This is a genomic window from Nonomuraea sp. NPDC049750, from assembly GCF_040659625.1.
GTDB lineage: Bacteria > Actinomycetota > Actinomycetes > Streptosporangiales > Streptosporangiaceae > Nonomuraea.
In genome coordinates this window covers 226,805-241,821 of record NZ_JBFANB010000010.1, presented here as the reverse complement: position 1 = coordinate 241,821, position 15,017 = coordinate 226,805, and the positions used below count along the sequence as shown (strand labels likewise).

13 protein-coding genes are annotated in these 15,017 nt (G+C 71.3%); 9 read left to right on the top strand and 4 right to left on the bottom strand.

Going from position 1 to position 15,017, the window contains the following annotated elements; genetic code table 11:
* The first annotated feature begins 8 nt into the window (after positions 1 to 8).
* Together AB0J16_RS26675 and AB0J16_RS26670 are read left to right on the top strand one after the other, a co-directional pair.
* Entirely contained in the window at positions 9 to 1,643 is a 1,635-nt protein-coding gene (locus tag AB0J16_RS26675; protein ID WP_358544350.1) for a GMC oxidoreductase, read from the top strand.
* Between the two features lie 243 nt (positions 1,644 to 1,886).
* The gene (locus AB0J16_RS26670; protein WP_358544348.1) at positions 1,887 to 2,375 is read left to right on the top strand and encodes a hypothetical protein; all 489 of its coding nucleotides are present in this window, start codon (positions 1,887 to 1,889) and stop codon (positions 2,373 to 2,375) included.
* Between the two features lie 136 nt (positions 2,376 to 2,511).
* Here AB0J16_RS26670 and AB0J16_RS26665 read toward each other — a convergent pair whose 3' ends face one another.
* Positions 2,512 to 3,576, bottom strand: a complete 1,065-nt coding sequence (locus AB0J16_RS26665) for a peptidase (RefSeq protein ID WP_358544346.1) — start codon at positions 3,574 to 3,576, stop codon at positions 2,512 to 2,514.
* Between the two features lie 189 nt (positions 3,577 to 3,765).
* On the opposite strand from AB0J16_RS26665, the gene AB0J16_RS26660 reads away from it, so the two are divergent.
* The 6 genes from AB0J16_RS26660 (at position 3,766) to AB0J16_RS26635 (ending at position 8,986) form a co-directional block, all read left to right on the top strand.
* Positions 3,766 to 4,965 carry a DUF1266 domain-containing protein gene (locus AB0J16_RS26660; RefSeq protein ID WP_358544344.1) on the top strand — a complete coding sequence of 400 codons (1,200 nt, stop codon included), beginning with the start codon at positions 3,766 to 3,768 and terminating at the stop codon, positions 4,963 to 4,965.
* Positions 4,966 to 5,123: 158 nt separating this feature from the next.
* Positions 5,124 to 5,666, top strand: coding sequence for a histidine kinase (locus AB0J16_RS26655; RefSeq protein ID WP_358544343.1), 543 nt, complete (start codon positions 5,124 to 5,126; stop codon positions 5,664 to 5,666).
* A 68-nt stretch (positions 5,667 to 5,734) separates the two neighbouring features.
* Complete coding sequence (locus tag AB0J16_RS26650; protein WP_358544342.1) at positions 5,735 to 6,640, top strand: DUF4097 family beta strand repeat-containing protein; 906 nt, start codon at positions 5,735 to 5,737, stop codon at positions 6,638 to 6,640.
* A gap of 41 nt (positions 6,641 to 6,681) precedes the next feature.
* Positions 6,682 to 7,650 carry an ATP-binding cassette domain-containing protein gene (locus AB0J16_RS26645; protein ID WP_358544340.1) on the top strand — a complete coding sequence of 323 codons (969 nt, stop codon included), beginning with the start codon at positions 6,682 to 6,684 and terminating at the stop codon, positions 7,648 to 7,650.
* Positions 7,647 to 8,450, top strand: a complete 804-nt coding sequence (locus AB0J16_RS26640; protein WP_358544338.1) for an ABC transporter permease — start codon at positions 7,647 to 7,649, stop codon at positions 8,448 to 8,450. Before AB0J16_RS26645 ends, AB0J16_RS26640 begins: the two co-directional genes overlap by 4 nt.
* Positions 8,447 to 8,986, top strand: coding sequence for a DUF1707 domain-containing protein (locus tag AB0J16_RS26635; RefSeq protein WP_358544336.1), 540 nt, complete (start codon positions 8,447 to 8,449; stop codon positions 8,984 to 8,986). The genes AB0J16_RS26640 and AB0J16_RS26635 overlap by 4 nt, the downstream gene beginning before the upstream one ends.
* Positions 8,987 to 9,024: 38 nt before the next feature.
* Here AB0J16_RS26635 and AB0J16_RS26630 read toward each other — a convergent pair whose 3' ends face one another.
* Positions 9,025 to 9,438, bottom strand: coding sequence for a helix-turn-helix transcriptional regulator (locus tag AB0J16_RS26630; protein WP_358544335.1), 414 nt, complete (start codon positions 9,436 to 9,438; stop codon positions 9,025 to 9,027).
* Positions 9,439 to 9,462: 24 nt separating this feature from the next.
* The gene (locus AB0J16_RS26625; protein WP_358544334.1) at positions 9,463 to 11,043 is read right to left on the bottom strand and encodes a hypothetical protein; all 1,581 of its coding nucleotides are present in this window, start codon (positions 11,041 to 11,043) and stop codon (positions 9,463 to 9,465) included.
* Between the two features lie 45 nt (positions 11,044 to 11,088).
* Here AB0J16_RS26625 and AB0J16_RS26620 point away from each other — a divergent pair, with 45 nt between their 5' ends.
* Complete coding sequence (locus tag AB0J16_RS26620) at positions 11,089 to 12,966, top strand: S8 family serine peptidase (protein WP_358544333.1); 1,878 nt, start codon at positions 11,089 to 11,091, stop codon at positions 12,964 to 12,966.
* Here AB0J16_RS26620 and AB0J16_RS26615 read toward each other — a convergent pair.
* Complete coding sequence (locus AB0J16_RS26615) at positions 12,939 to 14,906, bottom strand: BTAD domain-containing putative transcriptional regulator (protein WP_358544332.1); 1,968 nt, start codon at positions 14,904 to 14,906, stop codon at positions 12,939 to 12,941. The two genes, AB0J16_RS26620 and AB0J16_RS26615, sit on opposite strands and share 28 nt — an antisense overlap.
* Positions 14,907 to 15,017: the final 111 nt, after the last annotated feature.

Below are 15,017 nucleotides of genomic sequence, written 5' to 3'. Positions count from 1 at the left end.
AACATCGGATGAGTGACAACACCCCGGGCGAGGCCGGTTCCAGAGGTGTCTCGCGTCGTGGCTTCATCGCCGGAAGCGTGGGCGCTCTGGCCCTCGCGGCCCACCCCACCGCGGCCCAGGCCGCGGCTCCGGCGGCGGCCGGTCCGATCGGCAACGGGGCCCATGTCCAGGCCCTGGTGATCGGCACCGGGTACGGCGGCTCCGTGGCGGCACTGCGTCTCGCCCAGGCGGGTGTCGACGTACACATGATCGAGATGGGCATGGCCTGGGACACCCCCGGCTCCGACGGCAAGATCTTCTGCAGCACGCTCTCCCCGGACAACCGCTCCTACTGGTTACGTACCAGGACCAAGGCGCCACTCAACTACTTCCTCGGCTTCCCGATCGACCGGGACATCTCCCGCTACACCGGGGTCCTGGACGCCGAGGACTTCAGCGGCATCACCGTCTACCAGGGTCGCGGCGTCGGCGGCGGGTCGCTGGTCAACGGCGGCATGGCGGTCACCCCCAAGCGGGAGAACTTCGCCGCCATCCTCCCGTCGGTCAACGCCGACGAGATGTACAACACCTACTACCCGCGGGCCAACGCCGGTCTCGGGGTGGGCACCATCCGTTCGGCCTGGTTCGACTCCACCGACTGGTACCAGTTCGCCCGCGTCGGCCGTAAGCACGCGCAGCGGTCCGGCTTCCCGTTCGTCTTCGTACCCGACGTGTACGACTGGAACTACATGGAGCAGGAAGCAGCCGGAACCGCCACCAAGTCCGCCCTGGCCGGCGAGATCCTCTACGGCAACAACTACGGCAAGAAGTCCCTCCAGAAGACCTACCTCGCCCAGGCCAAGGCCACCGGCCGGGTCACCATCTCGCCGCTGCACAAGGTCACCTCGGTCGCCCCGGCGGCCGGTGGCGGCTACACGGTCGTCATCCAGCAGATCAACACCACCGGTGACACCACGGCCACCAAGACCGTGACCGCGGACCGGGTGTTCTTCGCCGCCGGCAGCGTCGGCACCAGCAAGCTGCTGGTCAAGCTGAAGGCCACCGGCGCGCTGCCCAACCTCAACAGCGAGGTCGGCAACGGCTGGGGCGACAACGGCAACGTCATGTGCGGCCGCGCCAACCACCTGTGGGACCCGACCGGCGCCTCCCAGTCGACCATCCCCTGTGCCGGCATCGACAACTGGGCGGCCGGTGGCGCGTTCGCCGAGGTCGCGCCGCTGCCCACCGGGATCGAGACCTTCGCCTCGTTCTACCTGTCGATCACCAAGAACCCCAACCGCGCCCGCTTCTCCTGGAACGCCACGACCGGTCAGGTCGATCTGAACTGGCAGACCGCCTGGAAGCAGCCGGCCATCGACATGGCCAAGTCGATCTTCGACAAGATCAACGACAAGGAGGGGACGATCTACCGGACCGACCTCTTCGGCGTCTACAAGGTGTGGGGCGACCACCTCACCTACCACCCGCTCGGGGGCGCGGTCCTGAACAAGGCCACCGACAACTACGGACGGCTGGCCGGGTATCCGGGCCTGTACGTCATCGACGGCTCGCTGATCCCCGGCAACACCAGCGTCAACCCGTTCGTCACCATCACGGCGCTCGCGGAACGGAACATCGAGAAGATCATCGCCACTGACTTGTAGCGAGCGAGCGAGCGAGCGAGCGATTGAGTGAGCGGGCGGTCGGTCGATCGGCCGCTCTGGAAGGGGCTGCGGCCTGCCCGCCGCGGCCCCTTTCCACGCTCGCTCTCACGACCCGGGCGCCTCGCCACGCCGCTGCCTTCGCCACCACGCCCGCCGTGGCCGCCTCGCCATCCGACACGCCCGCCACCGGCGCCACTCGACGCGCCTGCCGGCTGTACTGATCACAGACGAGGAAGCCCTTCGGTGGCGACGGCAGGCGGAGCGGCGGGCGTCCGAGGTGGTGGCGGCGAGGTGGGGTGGCGAGGGCAGGCGGAGCGGCGGGCGTCCGAGGTGGTGGCGGCGAGCCGGGGTGGCGAAGACACCCGCTGTAAAACGGGTGGCGGAGTGTTCGGGTCGGTTGGCATCGTGGCGGGATGGTCGCATCGCGCGGTGACGCGCTGCCCGCTGACTATGACGATGATCCGGGCCGTTTCGCGGCGAACCAGCGGGCGACGTCCCGGTTCTCGGCAGCGGGAGACATCTGTCGTCGGCGAGGTTCTGGACGTGGTGGGGGCGACGCCCTGGGACGAACCGCTGGTGAGCCTGCCCGACCGCGCGGCCGTCGCCCTCTACCTGCGGGGCCGCGGCCTGTCGGAGTCGGCGGCACACGACGCTTCGCTCCGCGTGGCCACCCCGTTGCGCGTGACCAAGAGGGGATCACTCGTCTGGGCCCGCCGCCGTGCGCGCGATTGACGAGCCCGCTCGTCCGGGCGCGGTGGACAGGGTCGCCCGTCCGGACGCGGCGGAAAAGGTCGCTCGTCTGGGCGGCCCGACCCCGCCGTCTGGAGATGTTAGGTACGGGCGGGGCCGGGGGGCCGGTTTCGGGGTCTCAGGTGGCGTTGGTGTTCTGCGCGGCCTGGTAGACGGCCATCGCCTCGTTCCCGAAGAAGGGGCCGAACATGAAGTCCGGGGCGAAGTCGTACTTGAAGCTGTTGACGGAGTTCAGCCAGCCGAGCCCGGTGGACTCGTTGAACCCCTGGAACCACGGACCGCCGCTCGCCCCGCCGGTCATGTTGCAGCGCAGCCCCTGGTCCCGGGTCATGACGGTGTCGTTGAACGCGCGCCCACTGCAGTAGATGAGCCTGGAGCCGTCGAACGGCGGCGCCGCCGGGTAGCCGAAGGAGAACATCTGCCGCTGCCTCGGCTGGTTGAACGCCACCCCCTGCCCGCCCACGACGTCGGTCAACGTCCGTCCCTGCAGCGGCGCGACCACGACCGCCGCGATGTCGAAGTTGATGTCCTCGTTGGCGTTCCACTGCTGGGTGGTCAGCATCCTGCTGGCCACCCAGGTGCCGAACGGCCGCCGCCCGTTGTCGAAGCCCGGGATGAACACCCAGTTGCGGTGGGCCGCACCGTCGATCTTCACGCAGTGCCCGGCGGTCATCACGACGCTCTCGTTGGCGCTGGTCACCGCCGTACCGGAGCAGGAGGCGTTGCCGCCTTCGGCGGTGGTGAAGAAGACGCGTCCGGTGGTACGTACGACGGCGCCGCCGTCCGTCCACCGGAGGCCGGGGCTGTTGGGCACCCGGGCTCCCTGCTGTGCGGTGGCGGCCGAGGCGGTCTGGACGCGCGTCGCGCCGCCGCTGGTCCAGGGGGTGCGCTGGGTGATGGTGGCCGAGGCGCCGCGGGTCGCCCACGGGGTTCCCTGGGTCGGCCCGCTCGACCGAGTACCACGTCGCGGCGTGGGCGTATCCAGTGGCCGCGCCGCCAGTGTGCGCTGCTGCGTCCAGTACTGCAGGACGTTCCTGCGTTCCGACGAGGAGTCCGTGGCGGACCACCTGACGGGCCTGGGGTCGAGGCCGGTCCCGCTCCTGGCCTGGGCGGCGCCCGCTGGGACCAGGGCGCCTGCCACGGTGAGCGCGACGGCGGAGAGCAGGGCGACTCTGCGGTGCATACATACCTCCCGAAACCGGAATCTGCCGTCAGGAGGTACGTATGGAAGCCGCCATCTTCCTCAAGTCATGCTCATTCGGGTATGGCAGCATTACTGGGCGATTGTGCGGTGATACTGCGGGTTATTTCGGCCATCCTGCGGAGGAGTCGGGTCAAGGCCTCCTGACGCCGTGCTTCACAATGTGATGCCATGAATCCCGCCGCCCCCGAGGCCGTATGGCTGGCGCCCACCGACGTCGAACGTGACCTGTACGCGGCCAAGACGCGCGGCGACTGGGCCGCGTACTTCGACGTTCTCGCGGGCACGGACCTCTATCACGCGATGTCGCGCGCTCAGGCCGACGCCAAGCCGGGCTGGCTTCACTACAACGCCGCGTACTGGGGCCCTCAGCCCGGAAGCCCTCTGAGCCTCGCGTTCGTCACCGAGGGGATGCTTCCGGCGCCCGCCCCCGACCCGGTCTTCTTCGAGGTCGACCTGGGACAGCTGGTCCAGGACTGGCCCCAGGACGACGAGTGGCTGGCCATCAATCCGGGCACCCCATGTGAGGCGTTCTTCCCCGCGACGGCCGCCCATCGGCAGACGTGGCGCCGGCATGCCGACCGGATCTCCAGCACGCGCCGCAACCAACTGCGCACGTTGTGGGTCGGGGGCCCGCTGCACGGCGACGTCGCTCACGGCCTGGCCTGCGGGGCGCTGCTCTGCGTGAACAACGCCTCGCTCTGGAACGCGATGGGCTGGCACGGCACCGGCTACGTCCGTGAGCGGAGACGCCTGGAGGAGTGGTGGGAGATCACCAGCCGGGAAGGGTGGCAGCAGGCCCAGGAGGAGCTGCTCAAGGGCCGGATGAGCAGCTCGGTCTGGGGATTCGTGCTGGGGATACGCGGCACGCTCGCCCGCGACTTCGGTGGCGCGGTCGAGGTGGATCACTGGCGTCAGGTGACGTCACGGGTCATACGGCATCGCGCCGCGGAGAACGCGACCACCCCTGACCTCGAGACGGAGGCCGAGGTCGCCGGAGCGCAGCGGCTCATCGGACGAATCATCCGCTACGAGGCGCGATTCCGCGCGGACGGGCTGCTTCCCGAGGGCGGGTTCGTACGCACGGTGGAGGCGTGGGACTACGGGCGGGCGTCGAAGATGGCCCGCTGGGGGCTCGGCGCCCGCTACTGCGACCTGGCGGAGGCCGAAAGGGCGGTCCTGCGCGCGGGCGCGGTCAGCCGGATCAACTACCGCTCCTGGGAGGAGTTCTCCGCCGCCTACATCCTGGGCCGCTGTCTCCACTTCGACGAGGAGGAGTTCGGCGACTGGTACGGGGAGATGCTCAACGCCCACCGAATTCTGACGACCGACCCGAACAGCCCCTGGCTCAACATCCCCTTCAAACGATGAAGGCGACCTGACACCCCCGAAGCCGCTGGTCACCGAGCGCCGAGCGGACGGCTGAAGAGCCCGTCCGGTCGGCGCTCGGCGTTTTGACGTCTCCATGACATCACGGCGGTCGACGCAAGGCACTTGCGATGACGCCATCATGACGTCATAGTTGCGTCATGGACCTCGCGCCGTACGTAGATCACCTCCGCCGCGAACTCGCGGCCACCGCCCAAGCGGGCGACGACGACGCCCGCGCGATCGCCGAGCGTCTCGCCGCGGCGCTTGAGCCGGCCACCCGGCTCGCCCTGCTGGAGGCGCTCTCCGCCGCTGCGGACGAGATCACCCGTGATCTCGCGCCGGGCTCGGTGGAGGTGCGCCTGCGCGGACGCGAGCCCGGCTTCGTCGTGACGTCACCGCCCGTCGGCCAGTCGTCCGGGGACGCGGGCGAGACCGCGTCGGCCAGGGTGATCGACCCAGGAGCCAGAGCGGACGCAGGAGCCAGAGCGGACGCAGGCGTCAGGGCCGACGAGGGCGGGACCTCGCGGATCTCGCTTCGCGTCCCCGACCACCTCAAGCCGCGCATCGAGGAGGCGGCCGCCGGAGACGGGCTCTCGGTCAACACCTGGCTGGTCCGCGCGGTCTCCGCCGCGCTCGAACGCGACGGGAGCCGGCACCGGGGCGCCCAGACCGTTCGGAGCCATACCGGCTGGGTGCGCTAGCCGGGCTCACAGCCACGCGTAAGCGGAACACCGCCGAATCCAGCCGTCGAATCCATGAGGGAAACGCCATGCCAACCTTCGACACCCCCGAGCCCATCGTGGCCATCATCGATCTGGCGACCGCCAACGTCCGGATCAACGCGAGCGATCGCACCGACACCGTCGTCGACGTACGCCCGAGGGACGAGTCCAACGACGCCGACCGGCAGGCCGCCGAGCAGGCCCAGATCGAGTACGCCGGCGGCCGGCTCCTGGTGAAAGTGGGCAAGCCCCGGTCCGCGTCGCTGTCCGGGTGGAGCGGCTCGATCGACATGCTGGTCGAGTCGCCGAAGAACTGGGCCCGTTCGCTGCTCGGATGGGACGGTTCGGTCGACGTGACGATCGACCTGCCGGCCGGCTCGCGCGTCGACGCGAACGGGACGGCGGACTTCCGCTGCAGGGGCCGACTGGGCGACGTGAAGTTCACCGCCTCCTACGGCGACATCCGGCTGGAACGGGCGGGCCGGCTGCAGCTGAAGACCGGCTCCGGCGACATCTCGGTGACCCGGTCGGTCGGGCACGCCGACATCTCCAGCGCCAACGGCACCATCCGGGTCGGCGAGATCGACGGCACGGCGGTGGTCAAGACCTCCAACGGCGACCTCGTCCTCGGCGCGGTGACCGGTGAGTTGCGGCTGAACACCGCCTACGGCGACATCATCGTCGACCACGCCCTGGCCGGCGTCGCCGCCAAGACCGCCTACGGCAATGTCCGGATCGGTGAGGTGGTGTCCGGCGCGGTCGTGCTGGAGACCGCCGGCGGCCGGCTCGAACTCGGCATCCGGGAGGGCAGCGCCGCCTGGCTGGATGTGAGCTCCCAGTACGGCACCGTCGACGTCGACCTGGACGCCTGCGACGGCCCGGCGCAGGCCGACAAGACCGTCGAGGTACGCGCCCACACCGCCTACGGCGACATCGTGATCCGTCGTTCATGACACAAGAACCATTCATGACACAAAACCAAAGGAGAGATCTCATGCCCCCCGCGATCGTGGCCGAGGGTCTGGTCAAGAAATACGGCACCGTCACCGCCCTGGACGGCATCGACCTGTCGGTCCCCGAAGGCACGGTCTTCGGATTACTCGGCCCCAACGGCGCCGGCAAGACGACGACCGTGCGGATCCTGACCACCCTGCTGCGGCCGGACGCCGGACACGCCACCGTCGCCGGACTCGACGTCGTCGCCGACGCCCAGCGCCTGCGCTCCCACATCGGGGCGTCCGGCCAGTACGCGGCGGTCGACGAGCACCTCACCGGCGCCGAGAACCTGGAGATGGTCGGCCGCCTCTACCACCTGGGCACCAAGCGCAGCAGGCAACGCGCCCGCGAGCTGCTGGAGCGCTTCGACCTGACCGACGCCGGCGACCGCCCGGTGCAGGGCTACTCCGGCGGCATGCGGCGCCGGCTCGACCTGGCCGGCGCGCTGGTGGCCGATCCGCCGGTGCTGTTCCTGGACGAGCCCACGACCGGCCTGGACCCCCGCGCCAGGGTGGCCCTGTGGGAGGTCATCTCCGAGTTGGTCGCGGGCGGCACGACCGTACTGCTCACCACCCAATACCTGGAGGAGGCCGACCGGCTCGCCGACCGGATCGCGGTGATCGACCACGGGCGAGTGATCGCGCTCGGCACCGCCGACCAGCTGAAGGACCAGGTCGGCGGCGACCGGATCGAGCTGACGCTGAGCCACGCCGCCGACCTGGAGACCGTACGCCGGGTCCTGGCGCCGCTGGCCGTGGCCGACGTCCGGACCGACCCCACCTCCCTGAGCATCACCATCCCCGTGGCGGGCGGCGCCGCCTCGCTCACCACCGCCCTGGGTCACCTGGCCGCCGAGCGCGTCACCGTACGCGACGCCGGGCTGCGGCGGCCGACCCTGGACGAGGTCTTCCTCAGCCTCACCGGCCACCAGGCCGCCACCGACGACACCCGGGAGACGGTCCGATGAGCGCCCTTCAGATGGCGATCGCCGACGGCATGACGATCAGCAAGCGCAACGCGCTCAAGATCAGGCGGGCCCCCGACCTGCTCGGCGGCGTGATCATCTTGCCGGTCGTGTTCGTGCTGCTGTTCGTGTACGTGTTCGGCAGCATGATCGACCTGCCCGGCATCTCGTACCCGGAGTATCTGCTCCCGGGGATCTTTGTCCAGACGATCGTCACCAGCGCGCAGATCACCGGCTACACGCTCACCCAGGACCTGCAGAAGGGCATCTTCGACCGGTTCCGCACGCTACCGATGGCACCGTCCGCGGTGCTGGTCGGGCAGACGCTCTGCGACATGCTCATGAACATCACGAGCATCGCCACGATGGCGCTGGTGGGACTCCTGGTCGGCTGGCGCGTCCACTCCTCTCCGCTCGAGGCTCTCGCGGGGTTCCTGCTGCTGCTGTTGTTCGCCTACGCCTTCTCGTGGGTGACGGCGACGATCGCGCTGGCCCTCCGTACGCCGGAGGTGTTCAACAACATCGCCACCCTCGTGTCGTTCCCGCTGGTCTTCCTGTCCAACGTCTTCGTCGACAGCTCCCGGCTGCCCGGCCCGCTCAAGCCCGTCGCCGAATGGAACCCGGTCTCCACCTTCGTCCAGGCGGCGCGCGAACTGTTCGGCAACACCACCGCCCTCAGGCCGGTGCCCGACGCGTGGCCGCTCCAGCACGCGGTGGCGGTGTCGGTGGGCTGGTGCGTGCTGATCCTGGCGGTGTTCGTCCCGCTGGCCACGCGCCTGTACAAGAGGGCGGTCTCCCAATGAACCTCCCCGCGGGACGGCACGTCGACGTCGAGCGCGACCGGATCGTTCAGCGCGTCCAGCAGGCCTACGCCGACGGCCGCCTCGGTTTCGCCGAGATGGAGGAGCGGGTCGAACGGGCCCTCACCGCCGTGACCCAGGGCGATCTGGCGCGGGCGGTCGCCGACCTGCCCGACCCTCCCGAGGAGGAGGTGGTCCTGCTGAGGTCCACCGGCGGGCGCGTCAGACGGACGGGCGACTGGCAGGTCCCGCGCGTGCTGCGGGTCGAGTCCGAGTACGGCGGTGTGCACCTCGACCTGTCGGAGGCCGTCATCGACCATCCCGAGATCGGGATCGAGCTCCGGCTCGCGTACGGCTCCGCGCTGATCATCCTGCCGGCCGGCGCGACGGCGAACGTCGACCAGGCGCGGACCGAGTGGGGGCGGGTGATCTGCAAGGCGCCCGGTCGTCCGCGTCCCGGACGGCTGCATGTCCAGATCGCCGGGGAGTTCGCGTACGGCCATCTTCGGGTCCGCCACCCGCGCGGCCTGGTCAGATAGGCGCGTCCGACGGACCTGGAAGAGCAGCCGGGCTCGGCTCAGACAGGCGCGTCAGACGGGTCGGCCGGAAACGTCGTGAGGCCCCGGAGCTCCTTGCGCGACAGCAGGCCGAGCTTGCGCAGCGAGCTGGAGACGTGGCTCTCCACGGTCCGCCTGGACAGGAACAGCTCGGTCGCGATCTCCTGGTTGGTCTTCCCCGCCGCCGCCAGCAGCGCCACCTCCCGCTCCCGTGACGACAGCGTCTGCCCATGAGAGGGCCGCCCGCCGCGCCACGGATAAGGGATGGGCACCCCGTTCTGCCGCATGATCCGGCAGATCCGGGCGATGACGGCCCGGGCGCTCAGCGCGGCGGCCTGCGCGATCGGCGCTTCGGCGCCGTCGATCTCCGCGCTCAGCTCGTCGACCAGCGCGGCGGCCTCGCCGGCCGTCCCGAGAGTGTCCAGGGCGTCCACGAGGCACAGTACGGTCTCGGCGCCCTACACCCAGTTCCCCTTGGCCCGCACCTGGTCGAGCCCGGCGGTGGCCTGCCCGACGGCGCCCACGGCGTCGTCGAGGGTCAGCAGGAGCCGCGACAGCGTCATCCGGGCGGAGATGAGCGGCCAGACGGCGCCGACCCGCTCGGCGATCGCGATCACCTCGCCCAGGCCCGCCACAGCCTCCTCCGCCGGGCCTGTCGCCGCGAGCAGCGCGCCCCGCATCAGCCGCGAGTCCAGGGACCCGGCGGCGAACGTGGCCGCCGCGCCCTCCAGCGGCCGCAGGCGGTGTTCCAGCCCTTCCCACCGCCCGGCGGCCCGGTCGACGGCGGCCGTCACCAGCTCGACGACGTCCGCCACCCGGAGGTATTCGGCCTGGTCGGCGGCCTGACGGCCCTCGGTCAGCAGGCCCTGCGCGCGTTCGAGCCGGCCGATGTGCAGGGCGCCCTGCGCCCAGTTGAGGCAGGCGCGGGCGTGCTCTTTGGGCGCCGACCGCAGACCGTCGTCGCGCAGCAGGTCATCGATCAGCCGCCAGCTTCCCGGGTCGCCCTGTTCCAGCAGAAGCGACGCCCGCGCGATGCGTACCGCGATGTCGACGTCCCGGTCGCCGCTGCGACGCGAGGCCTCCTCGGCCTGCTCGCAGCGCGCGGTGTGCTCGCTGACGTGCCGGTTCACCACGGTCTCCGGCGCGGCGAGCACGGCGAGCGCGCGGCCGAGGAGCGCGGGCCGGTCCGCGAGATCGTCGATCGCGCCTTCGATCTGCAGGTAGCCCGCCCGCGCCTCACCCTGCTGACGCAGCAGGCGGCCGAGGGCGAAGCGCAACTCGCCACGTAGCGGAGCGGGGAGCGGCTCGGTGGCCAGCAGGCGTTCGAGTATCGGTACGGCCTGGGCGTGCGCCAGCCCGTCGACCGCCACCCGGCCGAGCTTGACGGCCAGCCGCACGCGTAGCTCACGGGGAAGCTCGCCGATCTCCAGCGCCTGCAGCAGGAACCTCGCCGCCGTGGCGTCGTTGCCGTGGGACAAGGCGGTGTCGGCGGCGGCCTCGGCGTTGCCGACGAACTCCGTCGTCTGGCCCGCGAGCCGGAAATGGTGGGCGAGCCTGGCCACCGGTCGGGGACCGGCCACCGACTCCAGGGCCCGCGCGGTCCTGAGATGCAGCCACCGTCGGCCGGACACCGCTACGGACTCGTACACGATCTGCCGCGCCAGGGCGTGCCGGAACCGGCACCGGCCGTCCTCCTCGTGCAGGAGTCCGACCGCCTGCGCCTGCCCGAGAGCACGGGCGATCTGCGCCGGGCCGCGCTCCGTGACCTCCGCGAGCACCCCGTCATCGGGCGCCATGCCGATGACCGCGGCGGCGCCGAGGATCTCCCGCGCCGCGTCGTCGAGCGAGCAAAGCCGTCGCAGCACCACGTCGCGCAACACCGTCGGAACGGCGAGCTCGGCCAGGACGTCCGACCGGCCGGGGATCACGCTCGCGGGCAGGCGCTCCAGGAGCGTACGGAGCACCTCCTCCACCACGAACGGGATGCCGCCGGCCGCGACGCGGACGGGAAGCCGTACGGCCCGGTTCGCGGATTCCACGGCACGTGTACGACCGGGAGCCCGGACGACTCCTGGAACAGCGGGATGTGCAACGGCAAGCTGATCGCCGCCAAGCACTTCGACGCCGGGTGGGGCGGTGACGCGGGAGTCAAGGAGCAGCTTCCGTGGGAGTTCCTGTCACCGCGCGACTACAACGGGCACGGCACGCACACCTCCTCCACCTCGGGCGGCAACTACGGCGTGCGGGCGACGGGGGCGGCCGCGGCGTTCGGCGAGATCAGCGGCATCGCGCCACGGGTCCGGATAGCCGCCTACAAGGCGCTCTGGTCGACGCAGGACGCCTCGACGGCCAACGGCTACTACTCGGACCTGGTCGCCGCCATCGACCAGGCGGTGGCGGATGGCGTCGACGTCATCAACTACTCGGTCTCGGGTACGCAGTCGGACTTCCTCGACCCGGCGGAGATGGCGTTCCTGTCCGCCGCGGAGGCGGGCGTCTTCGTCGCCGCCGCGGGCGGCAACAGCGGCCCGGCCGCCACCACCGTGGCGCACCCCTCTCCCTGGGTGACCACGGTCGCGGCCGGTACGCACAACCGCGGCACGCAAGGGTCGGCGACGCTCGGCAACGGCACCACCTACAGCGGCGCCTCGCTGGCCGCCACCAAGGCCGGGCCCGCGCCGCTCGTCGACGCCACGGCGGCGGAACTGCCCGGCGCCGACCCGACACGGCTGGCGCAGTGCTACGCCGCCAGGGACAACGACGGCAAGGCGGTGCTCGACCCGGCCAAGGTGAAAGGCAAGATCGTCGTCTGCGACCGCGGCGAGACGCCCCGCGTCAACAAGAGCGTGGCCGTCGCCGAGGCGGGCGGCATCGGCATGATCCTCACCAACACCGACGAGAACTCGCTCAATGCCGACCTCCACTCCCTGCCCACGGTGCACCTGGCCGTCAAGGACAGGCAGGCGGTCAAGGACTACGCCGCCGCCGACGGCGCGACGGCGACGATCGACCAGGCCAAGATCAACAACAACACGCCGGCTCCGTACGTCGCGGAGTTCTCCTCGCGCGGCCCGCTGTACGCCGCGGGCGGCGACCTGCTGAAGCCGGACGTGATCGCTCCGGGGCAGGACATCCTCGCGGCGTACGCGCCGCCGGGCGCCAACGGGGCCGAGTTCAACATCTCCAGCGGCACCTCCATGGCGGCCCCGCATGTCGCCGGGCTCGCCGCGCTGCTGAAGGACCTGCACCCGGACTGGTCGCCGATGGCGATCAAGTCGGCGCTGATGACAAGCGGCTCCGACATCCTCGATGGGCCGGGCACCGATCCGTCGGTGATCTTCAGCCAGGGCGCCGGCCACGTCACCCCGAACAGCGCCGCCGACCCCGGCCTGGTCTACGACAGCGGTATCGAGGACTGGATCGCGTTCCTGTGCGCCACGACCAAGGGCGTGTCGGAGCAGGTCTGCGACGCGCTGGCCAAGAAGGGCTATTCGCTCCAGGCGCGTGAGCTGAACGTGCCCTACGTCACCGGCAACACCGAGGGCGAGAGGACGCGGTCGGACTACACCACGATCGCCTACGACCCCGCCACGGGTAAGCGGGCCTGGGTCCAGCGCTACGACGGTCAGGCGAAGGGCGACGACGTCGCCTGGGACGTCGCCGTGACGCCGGACGGCGGCACGGTCGTCGTCACCGGTCGGAGCACCGACGACGAGACCAGGGGCGACGACTACGTGACGATCGCCTACGACGCCGCGACCGGCGGGCAGACCTGGACGGGCCACTACGACGGCCCGGCCGGCGCCTCGGACAACGCGCACGCGCTCGCCGTGGACGCGGCCGGCGGTGCCGGGGTCCGGATCTTCGTGACCGGATCCAGCGCGACAGGCGGGAGCCCACCCGACGCGCTGGAGATCGACTTCGCGACGGTGGCCTACTTCGAGCCTTGGAAGAAGCCCTGATCCTGGAGTGAATCGCGCGCCTCCGGCTCCCGCCGGGGGCGCGCGAGGCGCGTCAGGGCTTCGGCGTGGGTACGGTCGAGCTCGCTCTCCTCGGCCCGGGCACGCTCGCGGGCGTACTCCCGCATCAGGTCGTGGAAGGTGTAGCGGCCCGGCTCACCCTCCTCGATGAGGTGCGCGGCGGCGAGCCGGCACAACAGGAGGTCGGTCTCGCCCGGGGGCGCACCGGAGAGCGCGGCGGCGGTCTCGGCGGTGAACGTCGGCCCGGGGACGAGGCCGAGCAGCCGGAACAGCCGCCGTGACGGCGGGTCCAGACGGCGATAGGACAGGTCGAACGCTCCGCGCACCGCCGCGTGCGGATCCCCGTTGACCGCCAGCAAGGACAGCCGGGTCCCGGCGAGCCGGCGCACCTGGCCGGCGATGCCCCCGGCGGGCCGGCCGAGGACGCCGGCCGCCGCGACGCGCAGCGCCAGCGGCAGGTAGCCGCAGGCCCTGGCCAGCTCACGGGCGGCGTCCCGCTCGGCCGCCAGGCGCTCGTCGCCGAGGAGTCGGCCGACCAGGGTGCCCGCTTCGTCCGGGGCCAGCATGCCGAGCGGAACGGGGATCGCGCCGTCCCGGGCGACGAGGCCGGTCAGCCGGTCCCGGCTGGTGATCACGGTGGCGCAGCGCCGGCCGCCGGGCAGGAGCGGACGGACCTGCTCCTCGCTGCCGGCGTCGTCCAGGATCACCAGGACCCTCCTGTCGGCGAGCAGGCTGCGGTAGGCGGCGCTGGCCTCCTCCTCCGCGTGCGGCACCCGTTCGGCGGGCATGCCGAGCCCGCGCAGGAACTGCCCGAGCGCCTCGATCGGACGCAGCGGACGCTCCGGCGAGTGGCCGCGCAGGTTGACGTAGAGCTGGCCGTCGGGGAACAGGGAGCGCATCCGGTGCCCCCAGTGGACGGCCAGCGCCGTCTTCCCGACCCCGCCCGTGCCGGTGACCATGGAGATCGCCGCCGTGTCGCCGCCGGTCGCGGCCGAGTCCAGGAGACGGAGCTCGGCCGCCCGCCCGGTGAACTGCCCCGGCTCCGGCGGCAGCTGCGCCGGCATCGCCGACGCCTCCCACGTCTCGCCCTCGTTGAGAGCGGACTCGGTGAGAGCGGACCCGGTGAGAGCGAAGAGGTCGGGCGACCTGATGGTGGAGACCTTCCCCCGGAGTATCCGCTGGCGAAGCTGCCGCAGTTCGGGGCTGGGGTCCAGGCCCAGCTCCTCGATGAGGCGGCGGCGGGTGCGTTCGTAGCGCTCCAGCGCGTCCACCCGCCGGCCCGCCCGGTACAGCGCCAGCATGAGCAATCCGACCAGGCCCTCCCGGAAGGGGTTCTCCGCGACGAGCGCGATCAGCTCGGGAACCAGCCCGGCGTGCCGGCCCGCCCGCGTCTCGGCGTTCAGGCATTCCTCGGTGACCGCGAGCCGTTCCTCGACGAGGGCATCGCGCAGCAGGTCCAGCAGCCCTCCGCCGGAGACACCGCTCAGGGGCTCGCCCCGCCACAGCGCCAGCGCGCGTCTCAGCCCGGTGGCCCGTGCCTCGGCGGACTCCATCGTCCGCGCGCGGGCGACCGCGTTCCTGAACTCGTGTACGTCCACCTGCTCAGCGGCGAGCCTGAGCAGGTAACCCTGCGAGTAGTACGCGATCGTGACGTTGGCTCTGGCCAGGGCGGGCCGCAGCCGCGAGACGTACCCCTGCACCATGCCCCGGGCGCCTGTGGGGGCCCGCTCTCCCCACAGCCCTTCGATCAATCGTTCGACCGACACGGTCCGGCCCGCCTCCAGCGCCAGCAAGGCCAGCACCGCCCGCTGCCGGGGTGGTCCGAGCAAGACCTCCTGATGTCCGTGCCACGCTCGCACCGCTCCCAGCAGTCCTATCTTCAGCGCTTGGCCGAGGCCCTGCAGTTCTAATCCGTCTGGCATATCGCTCCCCGTCTGGCACGTCGTGGTTACAGGCCGCCATACGAAAGACACGAGACGCAGTCCAGTAGAAATCCTTCCGGAATCAAGCCCCCCTGCAGCGCCCTGCGGCAC

What these genes read in the sequence shown, in the direction of transcription:
- AB0J16_RS26635 (WP_358544336.1), top strand. Translation starts at nt 8,447, where the DNA reads ATGAACCTCCCCGCGGGACGGCACGTCGACGTCGAGCGCGACCGGATC.
- AB0J16_RS26655 (WP_358544343.1), top strand. Translation starts at nt 5,124, where the DNA reads ATGGACCTCGCGCCGTACGTAGATCACCTCCGCCGCGAACTCGCGGCC.
- AB0J16_RS26620 (WP_358544333.1), top strand. Translation starts at nt 11,089, where the DNA reads ATGTGCAACGGCAAGCTGATCGCCGCCAAGCACTTCGACGCCGGGTGG.
- AB0J16_RS26650 (WP_358544342.1), top strand. Translation starts at nt 5,735, where the DNA reads ATGCCAACCTTCGACACCCCCGAGCCCATCGTGGCCATCATCGATCTG.
- AB0J16_RS26640 (WP_358544338.1), top strand. Translation starts at nt 7,647, where the DNA reads ATGAGCGCCCTTCAGATGGCGATCGCCGACGGCATGACGATCAGCAAG.
- AB0J16_RS26660 (WP_358544344.1), top strand. Translation starts at nt 3,766, where the DNA reads ATGAATCCCGCCGCCCCCGAGGCCGTATGGCTGGCGCCCACCGACGTC.
- AB0J16_RS26665 (WP_358544346.1), bottom strand. Translation starts at nt 3,576, where the DNA reads ATGCACCGCAGAGTCGCCCTGCTCTCCGCCGTCGCGCTCACCGTGGCA.
- AB0J16_RS26675 (WP_358544350.1), top strand. Translation starts at nt 9, where the DNA reads ATGAGTGACAACACCCCGGGCGAGGCCGGTTCCAGAGGTGTCTCGCGT.
- AB0J16_RS26615 (WP_358544332.1), bottom strand. Translation starts at nt 14,906, where the DNA reads ATGCCAGACGGATTAGAACTGCAGGGCCTCGGCCAAGCGCTGAAGATA.
- AB0J16_RS26645 (WP_358544340.1), top strand. Translation starts at nt 6,682, where the DNA reads ATGCCCCCCGCGATCGTGGCCGAGGGTCTGGTCAAGAAATACGGCACC.